This is a genomic window from Paraburkholderia solitsugae (genome assembly GCF_013177695.1).
Taxonomy (GTDB): Bacteria; Pseudomonadota; Gammaproteobacteria; order Burkholderiales; family Burkholderiaceae; genus Paraburkholderia; species Paraburkholderia solitsugae.
In genome coordinates, this window is sequence record NZ_WOEY01000153.1 from 1 (window position 1) to 21,381 (window position 21,381).

General features: G+C 59.7%; 20 protein-coding genes. 8 read left to right on the plus strand and 12 right to left on the minus strand.

Features of this window, described 5'->3' with window-relative positions:
• Positions 1-713: 713 nt before the first annotated feature.
• Both GNZ12_RS38330 and GNZ12_RS44805 read right to left on the minus strand, forming a co-directional pair.
• Positions 714-1,016, minus strand: a complete 303-nt coding sequence (locus GNZ12_RS38330; RefSeq protein ID WP_172317556.1) for a VF_A0006 family four-cysteine protein — start codon at positions 1,014-1,016, stop codon at positions 714-716.
• Between the two features lie 560 nt (positions 1,017-1,576).
• Entirely contained in the window at positions 1,577-2,056 is a 480-nt protein-coding gene (locus GNZ12_RS44805; protein ID WP_235994032.1) for a hypothetical protein, read from the minus strand.
• Between the two features lie 665 nt (positions 2,057-2,721).
• On the opposite strand from GNZ12_RS44805, the gene GNZ12_RS38340 reads away from it, so the two are divergent.
• Both GNZ12_RS38340 and GNZ12_RS45420 read left to right on the plus strand, forming a co-directional pair.
• Positions 2,722-4,389: an ankyrin repeat domain-containing protein gene (locus tag GNZ12_RS38340; protein ID WP_172317479.1), complete on the plus strand. Its 1,668-nt coding sequence runs from the start codon at positions 2,722-2,724 to the stop codon at positions 4,387-4,389.
• 114 nt (positions 4,390-4,503) lie between these two features.
• On the plus strand, positions 4,504-4,626 hold the full coding sequence (locus GNZ12_RS45420) for a phospholipase domain-containing protein (protein ID WP_328806140.1): 123 nt from the start codon (positions 4,504-4,506) through the stop codon (positions 4,624-4,626).
• Between the two features lie 95 nt (positions 4,627-4,721).
• On the opposite strand, the gene GNZ12_RS38350 is transcribed toward GNZ12_RS45420, so the two are convergent.
• Positions 4,722-6,653 carry an SMP-30/gluconolactonase/LRE family protein gene (locus tag GNZ12_RS38350; RefSeq protein WP_172317481.1) on the minus strand — a complete coding sequence of 644 codons (1,932 nt, stop codon included), beginning with the start codon at positions 6,651-6,653 and terminating at the stop codon, positions 4,722-4,724.
• 270 nt (positions 6,654-6,923) lie between these two features.
• Between GNZ12_RS38350 and GNZ12_RS38355 the strand changes: the two genes are divergently transcribed.
• Together GNZ12_RS38355 and GNZ12_RS38360 are read left to right on the plus strand one after the other, a co-directional pair.
• Complete coding sequence (locus GNZ12_RS38355; RefSeq protein ID WP_172317483.1) at positions 6,924-7,463, plus strand: hypothetical protein; 540 nt, start codon at positions 6,924-6,926, stop codon at positions 7,461-7,463.
• Between the two features lie 162 nt (positions 7,464-7,625).
• A complete protein-coding gene (locus GNZ12_RS38360; protein WP_172317485.1) occupies positions 7,626-8,300 on the plus strand; it encodes a hypothetical protein in 675 nt (224 codons plus the stop codon).
• A 136-nt stretch (positions 8,301-8,436) separates the two neighbouring features.
• Here GNZ12_RS38360 and GNZ12_RS38365 read toward each other — a convergent pair whose 3' ends face one another.
• From GNZ12_RS38365 to GNZ12_RS38375, 3 genes are all read right to left on the minus strand, one after another.
• Positions 8,437-9,624: an acetyl-CoA C-acyltransferase gene (locus GNZ12_RS38365; protein ID WP_172317487.1), complete on the minus strand. Its 1,188-nt coding sequence runs from the start codon at positions 9,622-9,624 to the stop codon at positions 8,437-8,439.
• A gap of 29 nt (positions 9,625-9,653) precedes the next feature.
• Complete coding sequence (locus tag GNZ12_RS38370) at positions 9,654-10,418, minus strand: SDR family NAD(P)-dependent oxidoreductase (RefSeq protein WP_172317489.1); 765 nt, start codon at positions 10,416-10,418, stop codon at positions 9,654-9,656.
• Between the two features lie 88 nt (positions 10,419-10,506).
• Positions 10,507-11,232 carry a nitroreductase gene (locus GNZ12_RS38375; protein ID WP_172317491.1) on the minus strand — a complete coding sequence of 242 codons (726 nt, stop codon included), beginning with the start codon at positions 11,230-11,232 and terminating at the stop codon, positions 10,507-10,509.
• 299 nt (positions 11,233-11,531) lie between these two features.
• On the opposite strand from GNZ12_RS38375, the gene GNZ12_RS38380 reads away from it, so the two are divergent.
• A complete protein-coding gene (locus GNZ12_RS38380) occupies positions 11,532-13,187 on the plus strand; it encodes an AMP-binding protein (protein ID WP_172317493.1) in 1,656 nt (551 codons plus the stop codon).
• Between the two features lie 141 nt (positions 13,188-13,328).
• Here GNZ12_RS38380 and GNZ12_RS38385 read toward each other — a convergent pair whose 3' ends face one another.
• The 4 genes from GNZ12_RS38385 to GNZ12_RS38395 form a co-directional block, all read right to left on the minus strand.
• Positions 13,329-14,021 (minus strand): Crp/Fnr family transcriptional regulator, encoded by a 693-nt coding sequence (locus tag GNZ12_RS38385; protein WP_172317560.1) that lies wholly within the window; start codon positions 14,019-14,021, stop codon positions 13,329-13,331.
• Between the two features lie 216 nt (positions 14,022-14,237).
• Positions 14,238-15,392 (minus strand): carotenoid oxygenase family protein, encoded by a 1,155-nt coding sequence (locus GNZ12_RS38390; RefSeq protein WP_268959092.1) that lies wholly within the window; start codon positions 15,390-15,392, stop codon positions 14,238-14,240.
• Positions 15,353-15,661, minus strand: a complete 309-nt coding sequence (locus GNZ12_RS45170; RefSeq protein ID WP_328806138.1) for a carotenoid oxygenase family protein — start codon at positions 15,659-15,661, stop codon at positions 15,353-15,355. The genes GNZ12_RS38390 and GNZ12_RS45170 overlap by 40 nt, the downstream gene beginning before the upstream one ends.
• Before the next feature lie 131 nt (positions 15,662-15,792).
• Positions 15,793-16,377, minus strand: a complete 585-nt coding sequence (locus GNZ12_RS38395; RefSeq protein WP_172317496.1) for a gamma carbonic anhydrase family protein — start codon at positions 16,375-16,377, stop codon at positions 15,793-15,795.
• 178 nt (positions 16,378-16,555) lie between these two features.
• Here GNZ12_RS38395 and GNZ12_RS38400 point away from each other — a divergent pair, with 178 nt between their 5' ends.
• Both GNZ12_RS38400 and GNZ12_RS38405 read left to right on the plus strand, forming a co-directional pair.
• Positions 16,556-17,293 (plus strand): TetR/AcrR family transcriptional regulator, encoded by a 738-nt coding sequence (locus GNZ12_RS38400; protein ID WP_172317498.1) that lies wholly within the window; start codon positions 16,556-16,558, stop codon positions 17,291-17,293.
• A 102-nt stretch (positions 17,294-17,395) separates the two neighbouring features.
• Positions 17,396-17,863, plus strand: coding sequence for a hypothetical protein (locus GNZ12_RS38405; RefSeq protein ID WP_172317500.1), 468 nt, complete (start codon positions 17,396-17,398; stop codon positions 17,861-17,863).
• A gap of 77 nt (positions 17,864-17,940) precedes the next feature.
• Here GNZ12_RS38405 and GNZ12_RS38410 read toward each other — a convergent pair whose 3' ends face one another.
• Complete coding sequence (locus GNZ12_RS38410) at positions 17,941-18,324, minus strand: hypothetical protein (RefSeq protein WP_172317502.1); 384 nt, start codon at positions 18,322-18,324, stop codon at positions 17,941-17,943.
• A 129-nt stretch (positions 18,325-18,453) separates the two neighbouring features.
• Entirely contained in the window at positions 18,454-19,911 is a 1,458-nt protein-coding gene (locus GNZ12_RS38415; RefSeq protein ID WP_172317504.1) for an NCS1 family nucleobase:cation symporter-1, read from the minus strand.
• Positions 19,912-20,375: 464 nt separating this feature from the next.
• Between GNZ12_RS38415 and GNZ12_RS38420 the strand changes: the two genes are divergently transcribed.
• Complete coding sequence (locus GNZ12_RS38420; RefSeq protein WP_172317506.1) at positions 20,376-21,236, plus strand: alpha/beta hydrolase; 861 nt, start codon at positions 20,376-20,378, stop codon at positions 21,234-21,236.
• The last annotated feature ends 145 nt before the right edge of the window (positions 21,237-21,381 follow it).

Genomic DNA, 21,381 nt, shown 5'->3' on the forward strand with positions numbered 1-21,381 from the left:
TCCAACTGTTTGCGCTGTGCTTCGCTCAGCTCAACTTTCGCCGCGATTCTCATGAGTTCTCCCTCCATGTACATGGAGACTCACAAATCGCGATTAAGTTGCATTATTTGTGACGCATCACACTAGTTCGTCGACAACGCCGTCCCATGTACGGGACGATCCGCCCCAGTAGTGAAGAAACACGAGAGCCAGTTTGCCGTCCCCCTGCTCCCTGACGTTAATCCTTGTGTCTCTCGTACGGATGTCCATTGCGATGCTCCTTGATCTGATGTGCCAACGGCACGGTAGTGGATCGATTCGGGTTGAACCCGAACCATGGAGGCATCTTAGATTCCGTCGCCTTACTTGATAATCACCCTTCTGTTATCAGCAGTCGATCATGGGGAGATCGAATTGTGGTGCTACCAGGGAGAGAAAGTCTAGCTAAACAACGGCATCGGCTCGCGCGATCGGCGCATTGGCAGCGGCGGCCATTTTGCCGACCATAACAGTACCTTTCCCGATGGGTCGGCTCACGGAGCAACGAACTTCTTCGGTATGGAACTATCATCTGGCAGGATATGTGCAAACCTCAATCAATAGGATAGGTTCATTGCAACCTGTCTGTGGACCGATGTTCTCCGACGCATTAGGGCGTCCAGTCAGGAATTCATTGACTTTCGGCTTGGGAACGCACTACGACGCGCTGCGCAGCATCAGCAATCCGAAATAGTTCACATCTGATTCTGGCGTTGGCATGCTCGCAGGATCTGTTGAACCGCAAATTCGTCTCTCACGTTCTGCACATTCTGCAGGACACACACGTGATACGATTTTTCGCGAGGCAAGAGCTGCTCGCCGTTTCTGTAAAGCGCTTCGCACGAGCGTCTGATCACGCCTGCCGCCATGCTGCTTTGGCTGTTCCTCAGCGATTGCAGGATGCATTGATCGTAGTCTGGATTGTCGGTGCCGAGCGCCAGGGCCGAGAGCGGCGAGGCGAGCGTGATCGAGAGAAGCAGATAGGCGAGGTTACGCATGGATTCTGGGCGAGACGCAGGGATGAAGGCGGGTAATCGTACCATCGCATTTCGATGTTCTCGATGTAATGACCGGCTAAAATCGACCTCCGAAATCACGTAGTACTGAGCCACGTTCGGATCTCGTTCAGTAGTTCAGTCGGCCTCGATCCGAGCCCAAAAAGACCTTCGCGGGCTCAGCTCGACCCCAAAAGAGACTAAGGCAACTTGGAGAAAGGCAATGGCGTGCGCGGCGAGGCGATGTATGTCATCGCTGGCGAGCGTGTGTTCGAGGTGCGCGCGTAATCTACCGCTCGCGCGCGACGACCGCATATAGTTCGGACTTCTATTCGGTCAGCATCGTCGCGGTGACGACGTCTGCGTCTGTAGCGTGTTCTACTCGATCGACGCACTCGCGGCGATCCTGCTGCCGGCACGCGCACACGGCGCGACTGCGCTTGTGCTTGTCTGTGGCAGGTGCTCCGCGCAGGGGCGCACACCTCGACCGGTGCAGCCGCTTATGTGCGGCCGTTTTCACGCCCTGCACGCGGCGTGCGGACTGAATGTCTCTGCCCGACTCACTATTGAGCTGCTGTGAGCTTGAGTCCCGGCCGCGACACCTGTGAGGTGTCCTGTTGACCTTTGCGCTGATCCGCCACCTGCTCGATGCCGTTTTTTATGACGTCTTCGCAAAAGGCCAGACGGGCACGGTAGTAATCCGCATGTAACTGCGCATCAAGGATGCGTTGCTCCGCCTGGAAAAGCTCCAGACGCAGTTCTCGCAACGCTCTTTCGGCTTGTTTCTCCGGAGTGAGCGCATTGTGCAAAGCCCAGTTTGCAATCCACCTCAGCATGGCGAAATCCTCCTGTCGTTGGATGCTCTCCTCTGCCACGACTAAGGCTATCAAAATCCGGCGAAGGCGTGTGTTAAATAATATTTTCACGCCGCCTGTTGCAAATACAGCACACGACTCCTTCCGCGTGTCGATTTTGTGCACACGCCCGATCGCCAACGGATTACAAATCTTTGTCGAGCAGTTCCCGCCGATCACGTTGCGCATCTAACTTGTGATCTTCGCGACCGGCTGTAGTCGCCCCTGAAGGGACATTCGCTATGACCGAAAGCAGCCATTTGATAGCTGCCGAATGACAGCACATACGTACCAGGGGCACGGACGCTAGCAGATCACGTGGAATGGTTCCCAGCACGCCGCCGCCCAGTGCGCACTAAGTCCACAACATTGGCAAGCACCAGAATAAAGATCGACGCGTTTATAGCATCCTTCAAGTCAAACGTCACTCGATCCAGCACGGAGCGCGACGGGTTGCTTGAGTCGTAATACGTCTGAACTATAGCGCCAACCGGATGCGATAGGCTGCTGCATTCGGTCAGTGGAATCGAAATCGGCTGCTCAGGCAGTCGAGGGTATTGTTCGCTCACTTGACACCGGGCTCGCTAATGGGTGTCAACGATTCACGCTGAAATGTCGATTGGCTGCCTCTAGCCGACCTCCGTCCCAAGCGATCATCGGTACCCGCCCCAATATGATCGCAGCCGGGTTGACCGCGTTGCATGCCATCGCATAGCATCCAGAATAGCGGTGCAGGCCGCTTCCGGGTCCGCGGAAAGGGTTGAACCCACCTGTCGCAGCGCGTCACCTATCTCACCATCCTTTGTGCTGGCGGTATTGCGGACCTTCGGCCATCAAATGCACGAGGATCCGACATGAAGAAGCTGCCTCCCAAGGCCAATCTTGACCATTTGAAGAAGCAGGCGAAAGAGTTGTTGCGTCTCTACCGCAACGGCAACGCAACAGCGATCGCGCGCTTCGTCCATCATCTTCCCGCCGCCGCGCACCGCACGGATAGTGAAGTGGCTGCGCTTCAACTTCGTCTGCACGATGCGCAGTCCTGCATCGCGCGCGAGTATGGTTTTTCTTCCTGGGCCGATCTCGCCCTGTATGTCGAAACAAGCGCATTCGCCCATCACGAACAGGCGGTTCTGATACACCGCTGGCTTGGCCTCGCCTATGGTGGCGACGTCACCGGCACCTATGACGCGGCACGGCCACGCGTCGCAGTTCAGCTCCTGCAGGAACACCCCGACCTTCTCGCAACCGACCCTTACGTCGCCTGCGCAGCGGGGCATCTCGAGGTGGTGGCCCGGACAATCACAGCCGATCCGGATTGGACGAACCGTGCGGGAGGAACACTAAATCTCCCGCCGCTGGTCGCCGTGACACACTCACGCCTGGGACTACTGCCGGAGTTCATTTCAGGAGTACGCGAGTGCGCGCAGCATCTTCTGCAAGCCGGGGCCAACCCCAACGAGCGTATCGGTAACCGGTTTCCACCGGCTTCACTGGCAACCCCCGACGAGATGGGTCCACTGTCCGCCCTTTACGGTGCGGCTGGCGTGGTCCGCGATCCGGCTCTCACGGAGATGCTCCTGAAGGCCGGCGCCGACCCCAATGACGGCGAATCGCTCTATCACTCGCTGGAAAACCCCGACTGCACGCGCCTGCTGCTCCGGTACGGCGCGCGCGTGACAGGCACGAATGCGTTGCGGCGAGCGCTTGACATGCCGGACCCGGCCCCGCTCGAACTGCTGCTGGCTCATGGCGGTGACGCTAACGAACCGGCTGGAGAAGGACCCACGAAAGTCTGGGGGGCTCCGCTGCTGCGTGCGATCGCTGTGAGCCGATCGCCTCGCCATATTGCCGCACTGCTTGCGGCCGGCGCCGATCCCACGGCGCGGACGCCCGCCGGCGTCAGTGCCTGGCGGCTGGCGACGCAGGTCGGTCTACCCGAGGTCGTGGAACTCTTGCGCGGCTACGGGGTGGAAGAGGATCTCTCCGCCGAGGATGACTTCGTGGCGGCGTGTGCCCGCGCTGACGCGACCGAGGCGCGCCGCATCCAGGCACGACATCCGGACCTGCCAGGCTCGCTGCCGGAAGACCGGTTTCGGCTACTGCCCGACGCCGCGGCATGGGGATCCAGCGCGGCGGTCAAAGTCATGGTCGAACTCGGCTGGCCCATCGCCGCGCGTGGAGGAGACTGGGACGCGACGGCGCTGAACCACGCTGTCTTTCGTGGCGACGCGGAGCTGACGGCTTTTCTGCTCTCTCGCGGAGCTAGCTGGCGTGAGACGCAAGGCTTCGGAGACGATGTGCTCGGCACGCTGTCCTGGGGCTCCGTGAACGAGCCAACCGGGCCAGAGAACCCCGACTGGATCGGTTGTGCTCGCGCGCTGGTCGCTCACGGACTTCCCACGATGGAGCGGGATCCGTCAAACCCGGAACGGCTACTCATCGAAGGTCAGCCCAAACGGTTTTCTGAGGGAGTAACGGAGGTTTTGCTGGGAGATCGAGGCGCAACCTCTGAACCAAGCTAACCTGTGTCATTGCAGCGGGCCGTGCACGTTCACGGTGGCGTCGAATGCATATCGCAAGGACGGGCCGTGGACGTTTTCGGTAAAAGCCTGCGGTGTCGCACGAACTGGTCTGTCGTGGAGAGCGGCAACTGGTACGACTTCAGTGTCACGGTCGATGTGCAATCTACGTTCTTACGTCGCTTCGCAGGGTGGTTAGAGAACGGCAGGGATCTGATCAGCGATCCGGCTGCAGCGTGAGCCGGCGAAGAGCGATATGACCGGGATTCGCAATGGTGGTCGGAGGAGCACAATGACCAATCCGGCCAAACCTCTCTCGCGGACGAAACGCCCGATCAGGGCGTCCAGCGATAAACGGTGATGCTGGAACCCTTGACGTTGTTCTTCGTGACCACGTACTCGCCCGTCGATCGAAGGTATGCCCTGATGCCGTACATCGAATCGAGGGCGCTGCTGGCGTCCACGGTACCGGTACTGGTGTTGACCAGCGTGGCGTCGAGGTTGCCTGTAGCGAGATTGAAGGCGTCGATGTTCGGCAAAGCTTGCCCGGTGCCGAACCAGTAGCCGACGAAGAGATAGCTGCCGGCCGCGTCAATCGACTTGGCGCCGGCGTGGGTGAGGTTAATCACCGGATTGGGTGCCGTGGTGTTGCCCGCGCTCCAGCCGTGATACACCTCGATCCGCGTGCCTATCGACGTCCAGTCCGTACTCCCGACAATGCCCTGTCCGAGAATCATGGTGTCGCTGTCCGCGAGGTAGACGATGCGCGTCAACGGCTTGATGCTCTCGGGAATGCGGATGGGGATACCGGGTCCCCATGTTGGCTTGCCGCTGGCATCGAAGCCGGTCAGTGGGTAGTGGTAGATGTAACCGGTCTTGTCGAGGCCAGCCCACACGCCCCCCTTGCTGTCGATGCAGAATCCGTCCCTGACCGATGCGGTCGTATTGAATGCCGTACCGGGAAGCGTGGCGTCCGGTATTGCGATGTAGCCATTCGCAGCATTGAAGTGGAAGAAGTAGAAGGTATCGGGATTCTGGCTGGTCGCCACGAGGATTCGGTTCGCACCGACGGTGGCAAGTTGACCGAAGTGTTCATCTCGTGCGCGATCGTTCATGTTGATGCGCGGGTCCGACGGGTAGGTGAACGGATCGACAGTGTTCGCTACGAAGGTTCCCCCAGCGGTGCCGGTGTAGATGTTGGTGCCGCCATAGAAGTAGACGCCGTCGGTACCCGGGTCCGGAGCGGCGATCCCCTCAAAGTTGAGAGACTGAAGCTTCCATTGCAGGTGACCCGAACTGCTGTAGGAGTGAATGTCGGTGCCGCCGTTCCGACCGAGGTCCCAGGCGCCGCCCCACGGGTTGTTGAGCACATAGAGGTTACCTGCAGTGTCCTTGCCGATGCCAGCGACGCGGGTGAAGCGCTTGTCACCAACCTGGCCTTTGATTCCCGTCGTGGTGTCGAGATAACCGCCCTGAATGCCGAATGTACCGGCCAGTGTCGGCGTGCCCGAGAGCTTGTAGCGCTTGCTGTTCATGTCGGGGCCCTCGTCCCCGACCATGAGCTGCCCCGACGACGCATCGAAATAGAGCGCCGATGGCTGCGAGCCGCTGGGCATCCGGATGGTGTTCAACAGGGCGCCGGTCGGGCTGAACCCGACGATCGAGCCCTCACTCTTCTGCGCGACCCAGACGTTGCCTGTGCCATCCAGTGCGAGAGCGCCTGGGCCCGAGACGTTGATGTCCCGCTTCCAGACACCGTCGGTCGTGAAGATCCGGACGCGATTGCCATAGAAGTCGCTCGCATAGAGGAGCGAGCCCGCCGTGGCGAGTCCGGTGACGACGTCGACCCGAGGCAGGTTGTTGAACGCACTGACCTGAATCAAAAGATCGCGGGTCCTAGTGGTGCGGTTGTATCGTCCCACCGCACCACTTCCGTACGTCCCGCCGGGCTGCAGTGCCACGAAGATCGACGTCGCGTTGCCCGTGATCGCACCGCCCTGAAACTCGCCGTGCGCGCCGATCGAGCCGAGGCTCTTGCCGTTCTGGTAGATAGCAACGCCACCCTCGTACTCGTCCCACATGGAGGCCGTATAGATGACGCCCTCGGGGGCGATCCACATGGAACGCGCGGTGTTACCCACATGGGCGGCAAGGGTGCCATAGGTATTCGCCAACCAGTCGGTGGTGTTTCCTGCCTGACAGGCCGGCGCAATCGTGGCGATCGCTGCGGCGAAGAGCGCAGCACGAATTCGCTTTTTCTCGACCATGACTGATGCTCTCCAGAATGTAGTGATCATTCACGTGAATGGTCGGCCAGCCAGATTTCAAATTCGTGATCGGTGACCCACGTATGACCATAAGCAACTCATTGCGCCTTTACAAGCCGCACCGCGACTTTCCATGCGGACGTGAGTTGCGGTCTCCCCTCTCCTTCGCGCGCAACAGGTAATATTTCGCGTTGTCCTGGCGTATCGCTATGCATAGCGAATGAATCAGGGTGTTTTGACCGTTACCAAAAGAACATAGGGGTGGACTCAATGAATCGAAAAGAAATCAAAACCCAGGTCGTGCAGCTTCTATCGGATGGCGTTGCGAAATCCGAAGTGTTCACCAGGCTGGCGGGACAAGGCGTCAAGGATCGCCTGCTTGCATATTTAATCGCTGCGCACGCAGATCCTCAGCGATGCCGTGCAAACCGCCGCCATCTGATTGCCGTTCGGGTCATCGCCTGGCTGCAGGTGATTGTTGGTCTGTTGGCGGGATATGCTGTTGGCAGCGAGATATCTGCGGTGGCGGGGTTGATCGTCGCGGGGGTGGCTGTGGCGATTTCCCTGTTGTTCGTCTGGGGTTTTTCGAAGAACAATGTCGGCGCCTACAACGCCTATCTGATCTTGGCGATTACGCAATTGCCAAGGCAGTTCACGGACTTTGCGGAACGTCCAGTGTCAACGTTGATTGGTTGTCTGATCGGTCTGGCGTTGTTCGCCTATATCTGGTACGTCAGAACCCGGATCTTCCCTGATTTCAATTTCACTGCACCTAAAAAAATGAATGGGAAGTACGTCTTTTCGGAGTAACCCATCGGGCAGTGACAGCCGCCGCGAGATGCCGTCCTTTGGGACGGCGAAATTTCTACCGATATGTGACGCAGTTCATTCGTCTCGGAACGGTTGATTTCGCAAATGGTCGAACTCGATTCGCGCCTGTTCAACCCGAATTCGTCAACACGAGGGGTAGACATGAAAGCAATCGAAAGCATGCGTTCGTCCATGCATATTGGCTCGCGGGCGGCCGTGTGCCTGCTGGCGGCGGGGTTTGCCGCTTCAACCAGCTCCGCGGCCGGTGCAGAGTCCATCCTTCTGCCTCAGGATGCGCCGCACTACAGGACCGGAGACAACTGGACCTATCTGTGGTCCGACCTGCTGTCCGGAAAGAGTAAAACCATCACGCAAACCGTGACGTCCGTCCATGCCGATGGGAGTGCATCTCTTCAGATAGGACCCGGAGGCGGGCACGTAGAACTGACCTCTGAAGCAAACGTGATTCCCAACGAGGCCGCCCAGCACGCCTGCGGTATCGCGCTTCATTTTCCGCTGCGAGCCGGAACGCGCTATGAGGCGGACTGCCAGGCCTCCGGCGAAGCGGGCACGACTGTGCTGCGGCGAGCCCAGTGCGAAGTGCAAGGTGTGGAGGAGATCAAGACAAGGGCAGGCTCATTCTCCGCGATCAGGATCAGGATGACGGGGGTCTGGTCGCCGCAATCTGGCGTTGGGGGTGGACCGATGGAGGAGACACTGTGGTATGCCCCGACCGTCAAGCGCGTTGTCCGCGAGGAGTTTCAAGGCCGCATGGCCGGAAAGGGCGCACCCGCGACGACCGCAACCGAACTGGTGCGTTACGCGGTGAAACCATAGCGCGCGGCCTTCTTCCCGAAGCCCGCTGGCGACTAGAAGAATTAGCGGCATCTGGCGTGTCGTCGGCTGTTTCGGCCGCCGAAATTGGAGAGTCAGCGCGCGGGTGAACGGACTTTGCCGTCCACCGCCACTTACGTTAAATCATCTCGATAGCCATGGCAGTGGCTTCGCCGCCGCCGATGCAAAGGCTAGCAATGCCGCGGCTTCCGCCCGTTAGTCTGAGGGCCGCAAGTAAGGTGACCAGAATGCGTGCTCCGGAAGCGCCGATGGGGTGACCGATGGCGCAGGCGCCGCCGTGTATGTTGACCTTGCCGTGATCGAGCGCCATGTCCCGCATGGCGGCCATGACGGCGACCGCAAATGCCTCGTTGATTTCCCACAAATCCACGCTGGACGTCGCCCATCCAATCCTGGACAGGAGTTTCTCCATCGCGCCCGCGGGAGCGGTGGTAAACAGTCTCGGCTCTTGAGCGTGACTGGCATGCCCGACGATAGTGGCCAGCGGCTTGATTCCAAGTCTGTCGGCACTTGAACGGCGCATCAGCACCAAAGCGGCAGCACCGTCGGAAATCGAACTGGAGTTGGCCGCTGTAACCGTACCATCGGTCTTGAAAGCGGGTTTCAGGCTTTTGACCTTGTCCAGTTTGGCTCTGGACGGCTGCTCGTCGTGCTCCACCACGACTTCGCCTTTTCTGCTGGAGGTCATCACGGGGGCGACTTCCCATGCGAAAGCACCGGACCGAATAGCGGCCTGGGCGCGGGTGGTGGATTCGATTGCGTAGGCATCCTGATCCTCTCGCGAGAAACGGTAGGACTCGGCGCACTCTTCAGCGAATGTCCCCATAGCACGGCCCTTATCGAAATAGGCATCTTCCAGGCCGTCGAAGGACATATGGTCGAGGATCTGTCCGTGACCAAGGCGGAAACCCCCTCGTGCCTTCGGGATGAAGTAGGGAGCGTTAGTCATGGACTCCATGCCGCCCGCGACGATAACTTCGTTGCTGTTGGCCATCAGTAAATCATGGGCCAGCATGGTAGCTTTCATGCCGGAACCGCACACCTTGTTGACCGTGGTGCAGCCTACCGACAGCGGCAACCCGGCGGTGATTGCCGCCTGGCGCGCCGGGGCCTGGCCTAGGCCAGCGGGCAGCACACAACCCAGAATGAGCTCCTGCACCGTGTCGACGCTAATGCCGGCGCGCTGGATAGCGGCCTTTACGGCGACGGCGCCGAGCTGCGGCGCCGTGCAGCTGGAAAGCTCTCCCTGGAAGCTGCCAATAGGAGTACGTGCGACAGAGGCGATAACAACAGGATCTTTAGACATGGCTTATTCGCTGAAAATAGGGATGCGGTTTATTTGGCGGCCATACGGATGGCGCCGTCGAGGCGGATGACCTCGCCGTTCAGGTATTCGTTCAAAAGGATGTGCTCTACCAGAGCGGCGTACTCCGCTGGCTTGCCCATTCGGGCTGGAAACGGCACCGTTTTGCCCAGCGCCGCCTGTACTTCAGCGGGCATGCCGAGCAGCATTGGGGTTTCCATGATGCCTGGCGCAACGGTCATGACCCGGATGCCGTAGCGGGAGAGTTCCCGCGCGAGTGGCAACGTCATCGCGACAACCCCGCCCTTGGAAGCGGCGTAGGCTGCCTGCCCCACCTGCCCCTCAAACGCGGCCACCGACGCTGTGCAGATGATGACGCCGCGCTCGCCGGAGGTTTCTTGCGGGCAGGCACTCATCATCTCCGCCGCAATGCGGATCATGTTGAAACTGCCCACCAAGTTGATATTGATCGTTCGAGCGAACGACTCCAGCTTGTGGATTCCTTCACGGCCGATGATCTTTTCGGCGGGCGCAACGCCTGCACAATTGACAAGTCCCCGGAGGCGTCCCATTTCCATGGCTGCTGCAAAAGCTGCCTTGGCGCTGTGTTCGCTGGCGACGTCGGTGGCAACGAACCGGGCATTGGGCCCTAGCTGGGCGGCAATGGCCTCACCCGTGTCGGGGTTGACGTCCGCCAGGATGACCTTGCCGCCTCGCTCGACGATCATGTTCGCTGTGGCCGCTCCCAAGCCAGAACCGGCCCCAGTCACCACAAATACGTTGTCTCTGATCTGCATGTCCGTTTTCCTTTCATGTGAAGCTCCGCTGAAGCATTCGGTACGCGGACCGCTGACTAGCGTCTGGACGCGCATCCGATGCGCGCCGCTAATCCGAATAAAACGTTGTGAACGAGCCAACCTCCGCTCTCTCCGTGACGAAGGTGTTCTCGATGCATGAGGTATCCGCAAATCCAAGACTCATGCCGACGACGAACATCTCACTTGCCTCCAATCGAAGTTGATCGGCAATGACCTTGTGGTACTTCATAAATGCCGCTTGAGGGCATGTACTCAAGCCATGAGCGCGGGCGGCGATCATGATGTTTTGCAGGAACATGCCGTAGTCGAGCAGGCTACCCGGCTGCATGACGCGGTTGATTGTGAAAAACAAGCCGACGGGTGCGTCAAAGAATTGATAGTTGCGGCTGTGTTGGGCCTGCATTCGCGCCTTGTCGCCCTTTTCGATTCCAAGCAACCCATATAGCGTCCAACCCACCGCGCGTTTTCTTTCAAGGTATGGCGATATCCACTCGCGCGGGTAATAGTCCCACTCGTCCGTGCATGTCTCGTCTAATGCCGAATCGTCATTAACCCGCTGGATCGCGGCACAGATGCGGTCTTTGGCGCGTCCTGTGACGACATGTACGCGCCAGGGCTGAATGTTGACGCCCGTGGCGGCGAACCGCGCTATGTCCAATATCGATTCCACCGTCGCTCGCGGAACCTGCGTGGGCAGAAACGCCCTGACGCTGCGACGCGACAGGATGGCCCATTCGATGGCCTTGCGCAGCGCATCGGCATCCATCGCCGGTGGTGTGTCACTTCTCTTCATCTGTCACCCCATCTGTCTTCAAGGTCGGCAAACCCGAGCAACTCCGTTGCACAGCAGCATTGCCTTGTGAGCAAGATTAGCGGGGCAGAAAAGGGCGTGTTGTCTCGAACATGACAATCGACCTCGGATAGCCAATCGTCCCCTCTGAACCGAAGGAGTGTCTTGTTCGGGACAGTTCCGAGCCCGCGCGACGTTTAGATTTGATGGGGTACCGCAGGGGTTGAGCGATCCGATTCAGAGGCTGCACCCAGGCACCGCTTATATCCGGACACTTTTCACATCAGACGAGGAGACACAACATGCCCACCCCAATCTACGAGCACGGACTCGATCGAAATGAAGCCAACCATGTGCCGCTGACACCACTGCACTCACTGGATCGATGCGCCGACTTGTTTCCTGAGCGGATCGCTATCGTGCATGGTGCGATGCGCCAGACCTGGGCGGCGACGCGCAGCCGCTGCCGCCGACTGGCCAGCGCGCTCGTCCGGCGAGGTGTCAAGCGCGGCGACACCGTATCGATCATTGCGCCTAATACGCCCGCGTTGGTGGAGGCACATTTCGGGGTGCCGCTAAGCGGAGCTGTGCTCAACACGATCAATTGCAGGCTGGATGCCGACGGTATTCGGTTCATCCTGCTTCACGGGGAATGCAAGGTTCTTTTTGTGGATCGTGAATTCGCCGCCCTTGCTGCGGACGCACTCGAGCACGTTCCGGATAGGCCACTCGTGATCGACATTGCCGATCTCGAAGCGCCACCGGGGTCATCAATAGGTGAGCTCGACTATGAGCAATTGCTCGGAGAAGGTGATCCAGATTTCGAAGGCGTATGGCCCGCGGACGAATGGGATGCGATCGCATTGAACTATACGTCCGGGACGACTTCCGACCCGAAAGGGGTCGTGGTCAGTCACCGTGGGGTTCATCTTATGAGCATGCTCCAGCTGATTGACTGGGGCATACCGCGCGGGCCGGTGTATCTCTGGACCCTCCCAATGTTCCACGCCAACGGATGGTGCTTCGCCTGGGCAGTCACGGCAGCTGGAGGCACCCATGTCTGTCTGCGCAAAGTCAACGCCGCTGGAATATTTAGAGCCATCCACGAGTACGGCGTCGATCATTTTTGTGCGGCCCCCATCGTCCTGGCCGCATTGGCCGACGCGCCCGCCAGTGAGCGTAGCCCGTTGCCTCGCGCCGTTCGCGTGCGCACGGCGGGCTCACCGCCCCCGGCAACCGTGTTGAAATCGGTAAGCGAGCTGGGATTCGAAGTTGAGCACGTATACGGCATCACCGAAGCCTCCGGCACGCCAATCAGTTGCTTCATCCAGACAAACTGGCGCGCACTGGCCAACGAGGAGCAGGCGCGCCTGAAGGCGCGGCAAGGTCATCGGGCCTCCGGACTCGAAGCCATGCGAGTAGCAAATCCCACTACGCTTGAGCCAGTTCCTGCTGACGGAAAGACCGAGGGAGAGATACTGCTGCGCGGCAATGTCATGATGAAAGGTTATCTGAAGAACGACGAGGCTACCCGAGACGCCTTCGAGGGTGGCTGGTTCCACACTGGCGATATTGCCGTGGCGCACCCGGACGGATACATTCAGATCACGGATCGTTCCAAAGACGTCATCATTTCGGGTGGCGAAAATATTTCGTCGGTAGAGGTAGAGGAAGTCTTGCACCAACACCCGGCAGTCCTCATCGCGGCAGTCGTGGCGCAGCCCGATGCCAGATGGGGCGAAGTGCCTTGCGCCTTTGTCGAATTGAAACAGGGTATCGATGCACCGTCCGAACGGGAGCTGATTACGTTCTGTCGAGAGCGGCTCGCTCACTACAAGTGTCCTGTGAGGATCGTGTACGGCATCCTGCCAAAGACAGGCACAGGAAAAATTCAGAAATTTCGACTTCGAGCGCAGGCTGGCAGCCGGGATGCCATTACGAAGCCATCTCACGCATAGCCGCGTATGCGGCCTACGCGCCAGTCCTTCGGAATGCGGGGCAGAAAACCACAGTGTTGCTTACGTGAGTAATACGCTAAGCCACTTGTCACGGGTACAACGACGCTTTCTATTGCAACGCGGTTTGCATCCACGGCGCTATCAATCTTCGGCGTGGGCAAAATCTCGAAGCCCTGCCAGATCAAGAATTCGGACTGAGCCATATTCGATTGTTAAAAGCCCCGCATCAGCGAGCTCGTGAAGCGCCCGGTTGGTGTTCTGCCTGGAAAGGCCGGACAAACGTCCAATTTCTTCTTGCGAAAGACCCAGCGTCAGATCAGTGACGCCAAAGAGTTGCGGATTGAACAGTTCAGCGAGACAGAAAGCGACTCTTGCAGACGCTTTCTGCAAACGGCGATTTCCGACCAGACCGACGTAATATCCACACCGTGCATTGAGTTGATCGATGACAAATCGACTGAACGAATGGCTATTGTCAAGCAGCCACTCAAATGTGCTGTGCGGAATAAACCCGATTTCGCTATCGCGCAGCGCTACCACCGAGTATGGGCGAGGCTCGTCTTTTAATAGGGCTCCCTCGCCGAACCAGGAACCCGCCGGCACGCCGGCGAAGGTCGTGGCCCGCCCACCTTTCGAGACCGTATCGACTTTGACTAAGCCTTCGATCACGCCTATCCAATGATCCGCAGGCGCTCCCCGATGACAGATCAGGGCGCCGGCAGAATACGACCGTTGAAAGGTATCTTTCTGGACGCGAGCGAGTTGCTCCTGTGTCAATTTCGCCGACCAGGCGGAGCGTGATATGAAACACTGCAACTCAACTGACAGGGACATAGCCAAGTTAGGTTCGAAGGGTCTAGATGCCCTAGTTTAACCATTTGGCGGCCGGACAAGATTGAAGCCAATAGACGTGACATTGTCGAATGCCTCAGATCAGGTCACCCCGGAGATAGCCGGCGTGAGCGCCTGCGCAAACGCGCGATGCATGATTGCTAAACCGGTCGACTTTGCTTGAGAACTTCATGCATAGTCGTCATCTACGAACGGCGCTCAACTCAAAGCGTTCCGCCAGTTGCCATGAAAACCCGCAGGAACGCGATGGGACAAATGCGCCAATGCAATCGGGCCCGCCGCGATATCGGCTGCATCAAATACCGCAAGATCGCTGCGGTTCTCGCTGCCGCGCCAGACCACGCTGAGTAGCCAGCCGTCGCCTTCCGGCGCATCGGCATGGCGCTCGACAAAGATCGGCTCACTACAGTAATCACCAATGCCCGGGAGCCATTCGGCGGTACGGCCGGTGGTCAGGTCGATGTGAGCCAGCCCTCCGCGCGCGTCGTGACCCTTGACGCCCTCGGTCACCGGCGCGGAATTGAAGTAGCCGTGCCTGTATCGCGACATGGCAAACCGCTCGTCGAGCCGTGGAAATTCGCCTGAGCGGGAGTCCATCAGTTGCTCCGAGAAGCGCGTTGTATTGCCGGTCAGGTCGAAGGTCCACCGCACGAGTCGCGCGTGCGGTGGCTCGTTGCCCACCGGTGTGCCGTCAGGCCGCGGAAACAAGGGCGGAACATCGTATTTCATCACGTCGCAGACGATATGCTCGCCGTCATCGAATGCGTTCATCGCGTGAAAAACATAACAGGGATCGCCGACGAACCAGCGCACGTCGGCGGCCGTCCCGTTTCGCGGCAAGATGCCGATATGCGTTCCTTTGTCCGGCTCCCAGGCGTAAGGCGGAAGACCGCTCTGTACCCGCTCCATTGAACCGGTGAGCGGGAAGATCGGAAAAATAATATGCGTGCGGGTAACGACGAAGTCGTGGACCATGCTTGGGAACGGCGCCGCGAGATGCAGACTACGCTGCAACCGCCCCTCGCGATCGGCCACGTGAAGCATCAAATCGCGCGTAAAGGGGCCGTGCGCTGCGTAAGCGAAAAAGACCAACTCGCCGGTAAGGGGATCGCATTTGAGATGCGCCGTCATCTTGCCCGGTAGCTTCCCCTCGAAATGATGGTATCCGCGGGGCTCCAGCGAGAACGGATCCACTTCAAACGGCGCGTGCGCTTCCTCGAGTGCCAGCAAGCGGTTGCCGTGCCAGATGACATTGGTATTGGCCAGTGTGGAGTTCAACTCGAGCAAGGCCGGGTCTGTCAGGTGCCGATGGGTCAGCGATCCGGACATGCCTTCGCCATTGGCGTTCTCCATGATCCATTTGGGTGTGCGGACCCCCAGCGGTTACGGTAAGAGACGCGCCCCTCGTCGAAATGAAACGCGTGCAGCATGCCATCTCCCGAGAACCAATGGTACGGGCCGCGCGGCGCGAACTGCGGATTCGGACCGTTACGGTATAGGGTGCCGCGCAATGCCTTGGGCACCTCGCCGGTTATCGGCAGATTGGGCGCGTCGCACTCCATGTGAATTGGCGCGTAGTAGCCGGTGAGAAAAGGTTCGTCGATGGGAAAAGGCAAAGCCACGGGAATCTCCTGGTTTCTTTCGGTCCGCCGGCACTGTGCAGTTGTCGCGACCGCGCGTGGGGCGCTACTGACGACCGCTCGATCGGGCGCCTTGCGGATCGCGTTGATCCCGCAGGGCCATCACGCCCGCCTCAACGGTCGTTTTGTTCCAGTTCGTTGTGCAGTCTGTGCATTTCGCGCATGACCTGCGCCGGAAAATCGGGGGCATCCCAGGCGCGATAATTTCCGACCGCGTACGCGAGTGCGTTCTGGTGGTACAGATAGGCGTTCAAGCGCCCATGCACGTAGTTATTCTCTGTGCGAACCACTTTGCCGGGCGTGCCCATCACGACGGAATTCGCCGGAATGATGGTCCCCTCTTTCAGGAATGTATGGCCGGCAATAATGCAGTTTTCGCCGATGACGCAGCCGTCCATGATGGTCGAATTGATGCCTATCAGGCAATTGTCCCCAATCGAACAGCCATGGATCGTGCAGTGATGAGTGATCGAACAGTGGCTGCCGATGAGAGTGGGTGTGCGCTCTCCAACGTGCAGCATCACGAAGTCGTGAATGTTGCTATAAGCGCCAATCACGATTTCCTTGTGCTCTGCGCGCGCAACAACGTTGACCCAGATGGAAGCATGTTCGTGGACGGTCACCTTGCCATACAGATGCACGGTTTCATGGGCATAGGCGGTTTCATGCAACTTCACGTCTGGTCCGAATACAGCCATACCCGTCTCCTCGAGCGTTAACGATTTGCATAGGCGCCTGAGACCTATCCGCGTGGGCCATGCACCGAACAGTTGCAGATGAAGATGATGTTTCCAGTGGAAAGATTTTGACTTGGTCGCCAAACACGGTCAACATATTTTTCCATTGTAAAAATCAATCGTGCCGTTGACTCCAATCATGCAGAAGAAGGCCCCCGCACACGAAGCGACGCCGTCCCGAACGAACCACGCTGCGAAACAGCCGAAGCCCGCCCGGCCCTACCATCATGGTTCGCTGCCCGACGCGCTATTGCAGGCAGCCGAAGCGGTGTTGCGGCGCGACGGGCTGCGCGGCCTCACGCTGCGGGCGATTGCCCGCGAAGCGGGCGTGTCGCACACGGCTCCCCAGCATCATTTTGGCGACACGGCAGGTGTGCTCAGCGAACTCGCAGCGATCGGCCACCGGCGTCTCGCTGCCGCGATGGCCGATCACGCGCACGACATGCCGCAAGGGAAAGTGCGCCGCAAGGCGACCGCGCGCGGCTATATCGACTTCGCGCTGAACAATCCGGATCTCTTCCGCCTGATGTCGCGCAATGAGTTGCTGGATCCCGAGCGGCCGTCTTTGGTGGAGGCGCGACGGATGTCGGCGCGCGGACTGGCCGGTGTTTTCGATCCGCCATTGAACGAACCGTCCGCCGCGCACGATGCGTTTGCCGAACTCAGTGCCGCGCAGGCGGTGGCGATGACCGCCGTGTGGGCATACGTCCACGGGCTCGCTTCGTTGCTCATCGACAACCGCCTCACGCGTCTCGCGGATGCGACCGATGCCTTTCGTGATCCGCTTGAACTCGTCGAGGCCGCCATTGAGCAGATGGAGATCGTGGCGGACAACACCTTGTCAGCACCGACGACCGCTCGAAAACGTCATCGATAGCGGCAAGTGCGTGTAAATTTGGATGCGGTGGCTTCCGACCCGCCACTGCGTCGTCGAATCGGTCGTCATTGGAGTCGGTCCTAAAGTGTTACAGGAGCCGGTATGAGCACGAAGCACAGCAAAAAAGAACATCTTGAAGCCGCGGCGTCACATCACGAGCAGGCCTCGCGATATCACCGCGCTGCGTCGCGGCATTTCGAAGCCGGTAAAGACTATGCCCATGCCGCACACGAGGCGATGATGGCCCACGGCCACACCCTGCACGCGATCGATCAGGCACACGACGCGGGGGCACACAGCGCCGGTACGCCGCCTGTACCACCGGCATCGCCTGGAGCAACCGGCTCGGGCGCAGACGGTGCAAACGCGGCAAAACTTCACGCAACGGCAGCGGAGCTTCACGATCAAGCGGCGCAGCATATGCGCCACGCCGTCAAGCTCTTCGATCAGGACCGCAGCGCAGTCGCCCACGACGCGCAGCTAGCGCTCACCCTGGCACTGCGCGCTTTGTCCCATGGCAACGAAGCAGCCAAACTATTTATCAAGCTCACGCCCGCCGAAGCTTCGTGAGTGATGTTTACGGCCAGCGCGCGGCCGTAAACATCAGCGCTCAGTGCGCACGGCTGAATCCAGCGTTCCCCTCGAGGCTATGACTTCCGGTCCAGCAAGTCCGCCGCAATAGACTTCGCATGCGCGACGGCCTCGTGCGCATCAGGGAAGACACCGAGCTCTTCCCAATGCTCTTCGACCGCGTAAGTCCCCCTGGTACCGAGAGCCCTTTGTACGCGCAATTGCGCCGCGTACTTGCCGTCCTCCAAAGGTCGGGCCGTTGCAATCACTTTGTGTGGGAGATCCGATCGCTCCGGTTGAACCAACTCAACAGGACCGCCCGGCGCGCCGATATCGTTCAACGCGTTCCTCGTTTTGCAGTCTGGGCAGTAGAAGCACCACCCTTCGTTCTCTTGAACGGATCTGACCTGCCCGCGGGCCAGCACAGCGCGACATTCAACGTTTTCGCAGATGAAGGGCATAGCAGTCTCCGGAGTTGTTTGCGAGAAATCCTAGCATGACCGCCGACAGTCAACCATCAGCATTGTTGCCGTGCCTGTTCCGCGCGCTAGCGGCCGGGCGTCATCCCCGCCCGCTCCCCAGGAAAACCCTCAAGCACGGGTCGGTGCGATCGCGGCACGTGGCCGCAGCGTCGCCATGATCAGGTACATGCCGCCGCCGATCACCACGCCGAAGAACCATCCATAGGTATTCCACCAGACCGGCAGCAAGTTGGTGAAGTTAGGCAGGAAGGTCGAAAACACACTGCCGACCGCCGCGGACACCAGCGCGTTGATATTCCAGCCGCCTTCGTAGCGGTACTCGCCGTACTCCTGGTAGAGCGCCGCGACGTTGATGTTGCCCTTGGCCACCAGGTAGTAGTCCACCAGAATGATCCCCAGCAGCGGGCCCATCGTGGCGCCGATCGCGTTGACGAAGTGCGCGGCGTTGCCTTCCCATGGCGCAAACGGATAGAGCACCAGCGCGATGGCCGCGGCGATGTAGCCGCCCTTCTTGAAGCTGATCTGCTTGGGGAACGTGTTGGAGATGTCGAACGCGGCCGAGACGAAATTGGCCACCACGTTAATGCCCAGCGTGGCGACTGCGAAGGTCAGCGCCGCGATGAGCGCCAGCACCCAACTGTCGAACTTGGCCGAGATCTGTTCGGGGTGGAGCAGGACTTCGCCGTACACCTTGAAGGCCGCGATGGTGGTGACACCGGCGACCAGCGAGAACGCGATCAGGTTGATCGGCAGGCCCCACAGATTGCCCTTCTTCACTGCGTCGCGGTTTTTCGCGTAGCGCGAGAAGTCGCAGAAGTTCAGGTATAGCGCCGCGAAGTAGGTGATCCAGGTTGCGCCCACTGCCATCAGCGCCCAGAACGAGCCTGGCTCGCCGCTAACGCCGGCGTCGCCGGTCTTCTGGAGCAGCACGTCCATCGGAATGCCATGGGTGAACGAGAAGCCGCCGGCCTTAACGCATAAGCCGATCGCCAGGATCAGCATCGCGACCCACACTGCCGGACCGGCCCAGTCCTGGAACTTGCGCACCGTCTCCATGCCCTTCTGGATGATGAGCAACTGCAGCGCCCAGATGATTACGTAGCAGATCACCTCCAGCCCTGAGTGGCCGAGCCACTGCGTGCCCTTGTGGAACGCCATCAGGCTGTCGCTGCGGATCAGCAGCGCAACCATCGCGCCCGACGCGGCGGCCGTCTGTGCGCCGTACCAGAAGCAGGCCACCACGGCGCGCACCATGGCTGCCAGGTTGGCGCCCCACACGCCAAAGGAGGCGCGCGCCAGCACCGGATAAGGCACGCCGGTCTTCTCGCCGGCGTAGCCGATCAGGTTCATGAGCGCGAAGATCACCAGCGAGCCGAGCCCGATCGCCAGCACGAAGTTGATAAAGCTGCCGCACAGCAGGAACAGGCTGGCGGCGAGGTAGTAGCCCCAGAGGCTGTGCACGTCCGAGGTCCAGACGTTGAAGATGCTGAAGGCCCCCCAGTTGCGCTGCCTGGCGGGCGCGAGATCTTCGTTGTAGAGGCCGGGGGAAGGATCGCGGATTTCCATCTGTCATCTCCTTTGCGTTCGTGGAACTGAGGAAACACCGCCGGGCACTCCTGGGTGGAGCTGCCCCCGCGTCTGAAGCCAGTGGGAATGTAAGAACTGTATGTGCTTTGCAGCATCGTTTCGAATGGATTAACCCTGATCGAGATGCGTGCTGGCGTAAGCCAACCGCCCATTCCCACGCAGGATGGGCGCCATCGCAAGTTCGTCGTGCTCATCCACACGACCTTCCTGCGAAGTTATTATTGCCCGACAAAAAAACGACACCAGCGGGTCGGGTGCTGCCCGCCACAGCCGTTTCCGGGTTCCTCATTTCGATCAGTTGGCCCCACCACAGCCGCACTGCCGGAGTCACTGGACCCAACCGGCTAAACCCGTGCTTCATTGAAGGTCATCGCTGCTGCATCCCGTATCCAACTCACGTATGCTGTGATTGAAATAATGATGCGGTCTTCGGAATGCGCGATATGCACTCCACACGTGCAAGGCCCGTGACCTGTTTCAGCGACAGGCTTTGGAACCCGTTGCTTAGATTTGCGATCCCAGTCTGTGCGTTCGCATGCACGGTCATCACCGCTTTGCCGGCGTATTCAGGTGAACTGACGCAAGTGCCGGTCCGGGGGCCGCAGACCCAGGCCATCTTCATCGAACAGCCAGCCGGCGCTCCGCCATGGGTCATCGTATTGTTTGCCGGAGATGAGGGTGTGGTCGCCCTTGACGAAGCCGGCCCGACGACAATGAAGGCAAACTTCCTCCTCCGGACCGCCGGATATTGGACTTCTGCGGGCGATGCAGCGGCTATAGTCGATGCGCCATCGGATCAATCATCCGGCATGAATGACGCGTTCCGTCTGAGCGAAGTTCACGCTCAAGACTTACACGTTATTGTTGCAGCGCTCAGGCAACGCTTTCCAGCCGCAAAGATCGCGCTTGTGGGGACCAGCCGGGGCACGATTTCGGTTGGCAATGTGCTCCAACGGGAACCACGGCTGGCCGACGCGTATGTCCTGACCTCGCCCGTCACGATCGGCATGCGAGGCGAGTCTGGACTTTCTGGCATGCACTGGGACGTCGGCGCTAGGCCGGTCCTGGTGGTGTCGAACGAAAATGACGGCTGTCGGGTTTCACCGTTTAGCGCAGCCCGCACGCTCGCTGAGGACAACCGGTTTCAGTTCCTGGCGGTATCAAGCAGCGAGCGCGGCAGGGGTCGCGCCGATGAATGCGGGGCGCAGTCGCCGCATGGCTTTCTTGGCATCGAGACGCAGGTGCTGTCCGCCGTCTCACGATGGCTCGCAGATCCGGGTTCAGTTGGGACCCTGCCGCACTAGCAGTGTCGTCTCGATGACACGGCAGAAGTTCGCGATGCGCGATCCTGTGTGGCTTTTTCGCGACGTCCTTTCGGCCCAGGTATGGCAACAGGCACGTCCTGCAAGCCTCGGCAAGGCGACCGAACACTTCATACAAAATACCCGA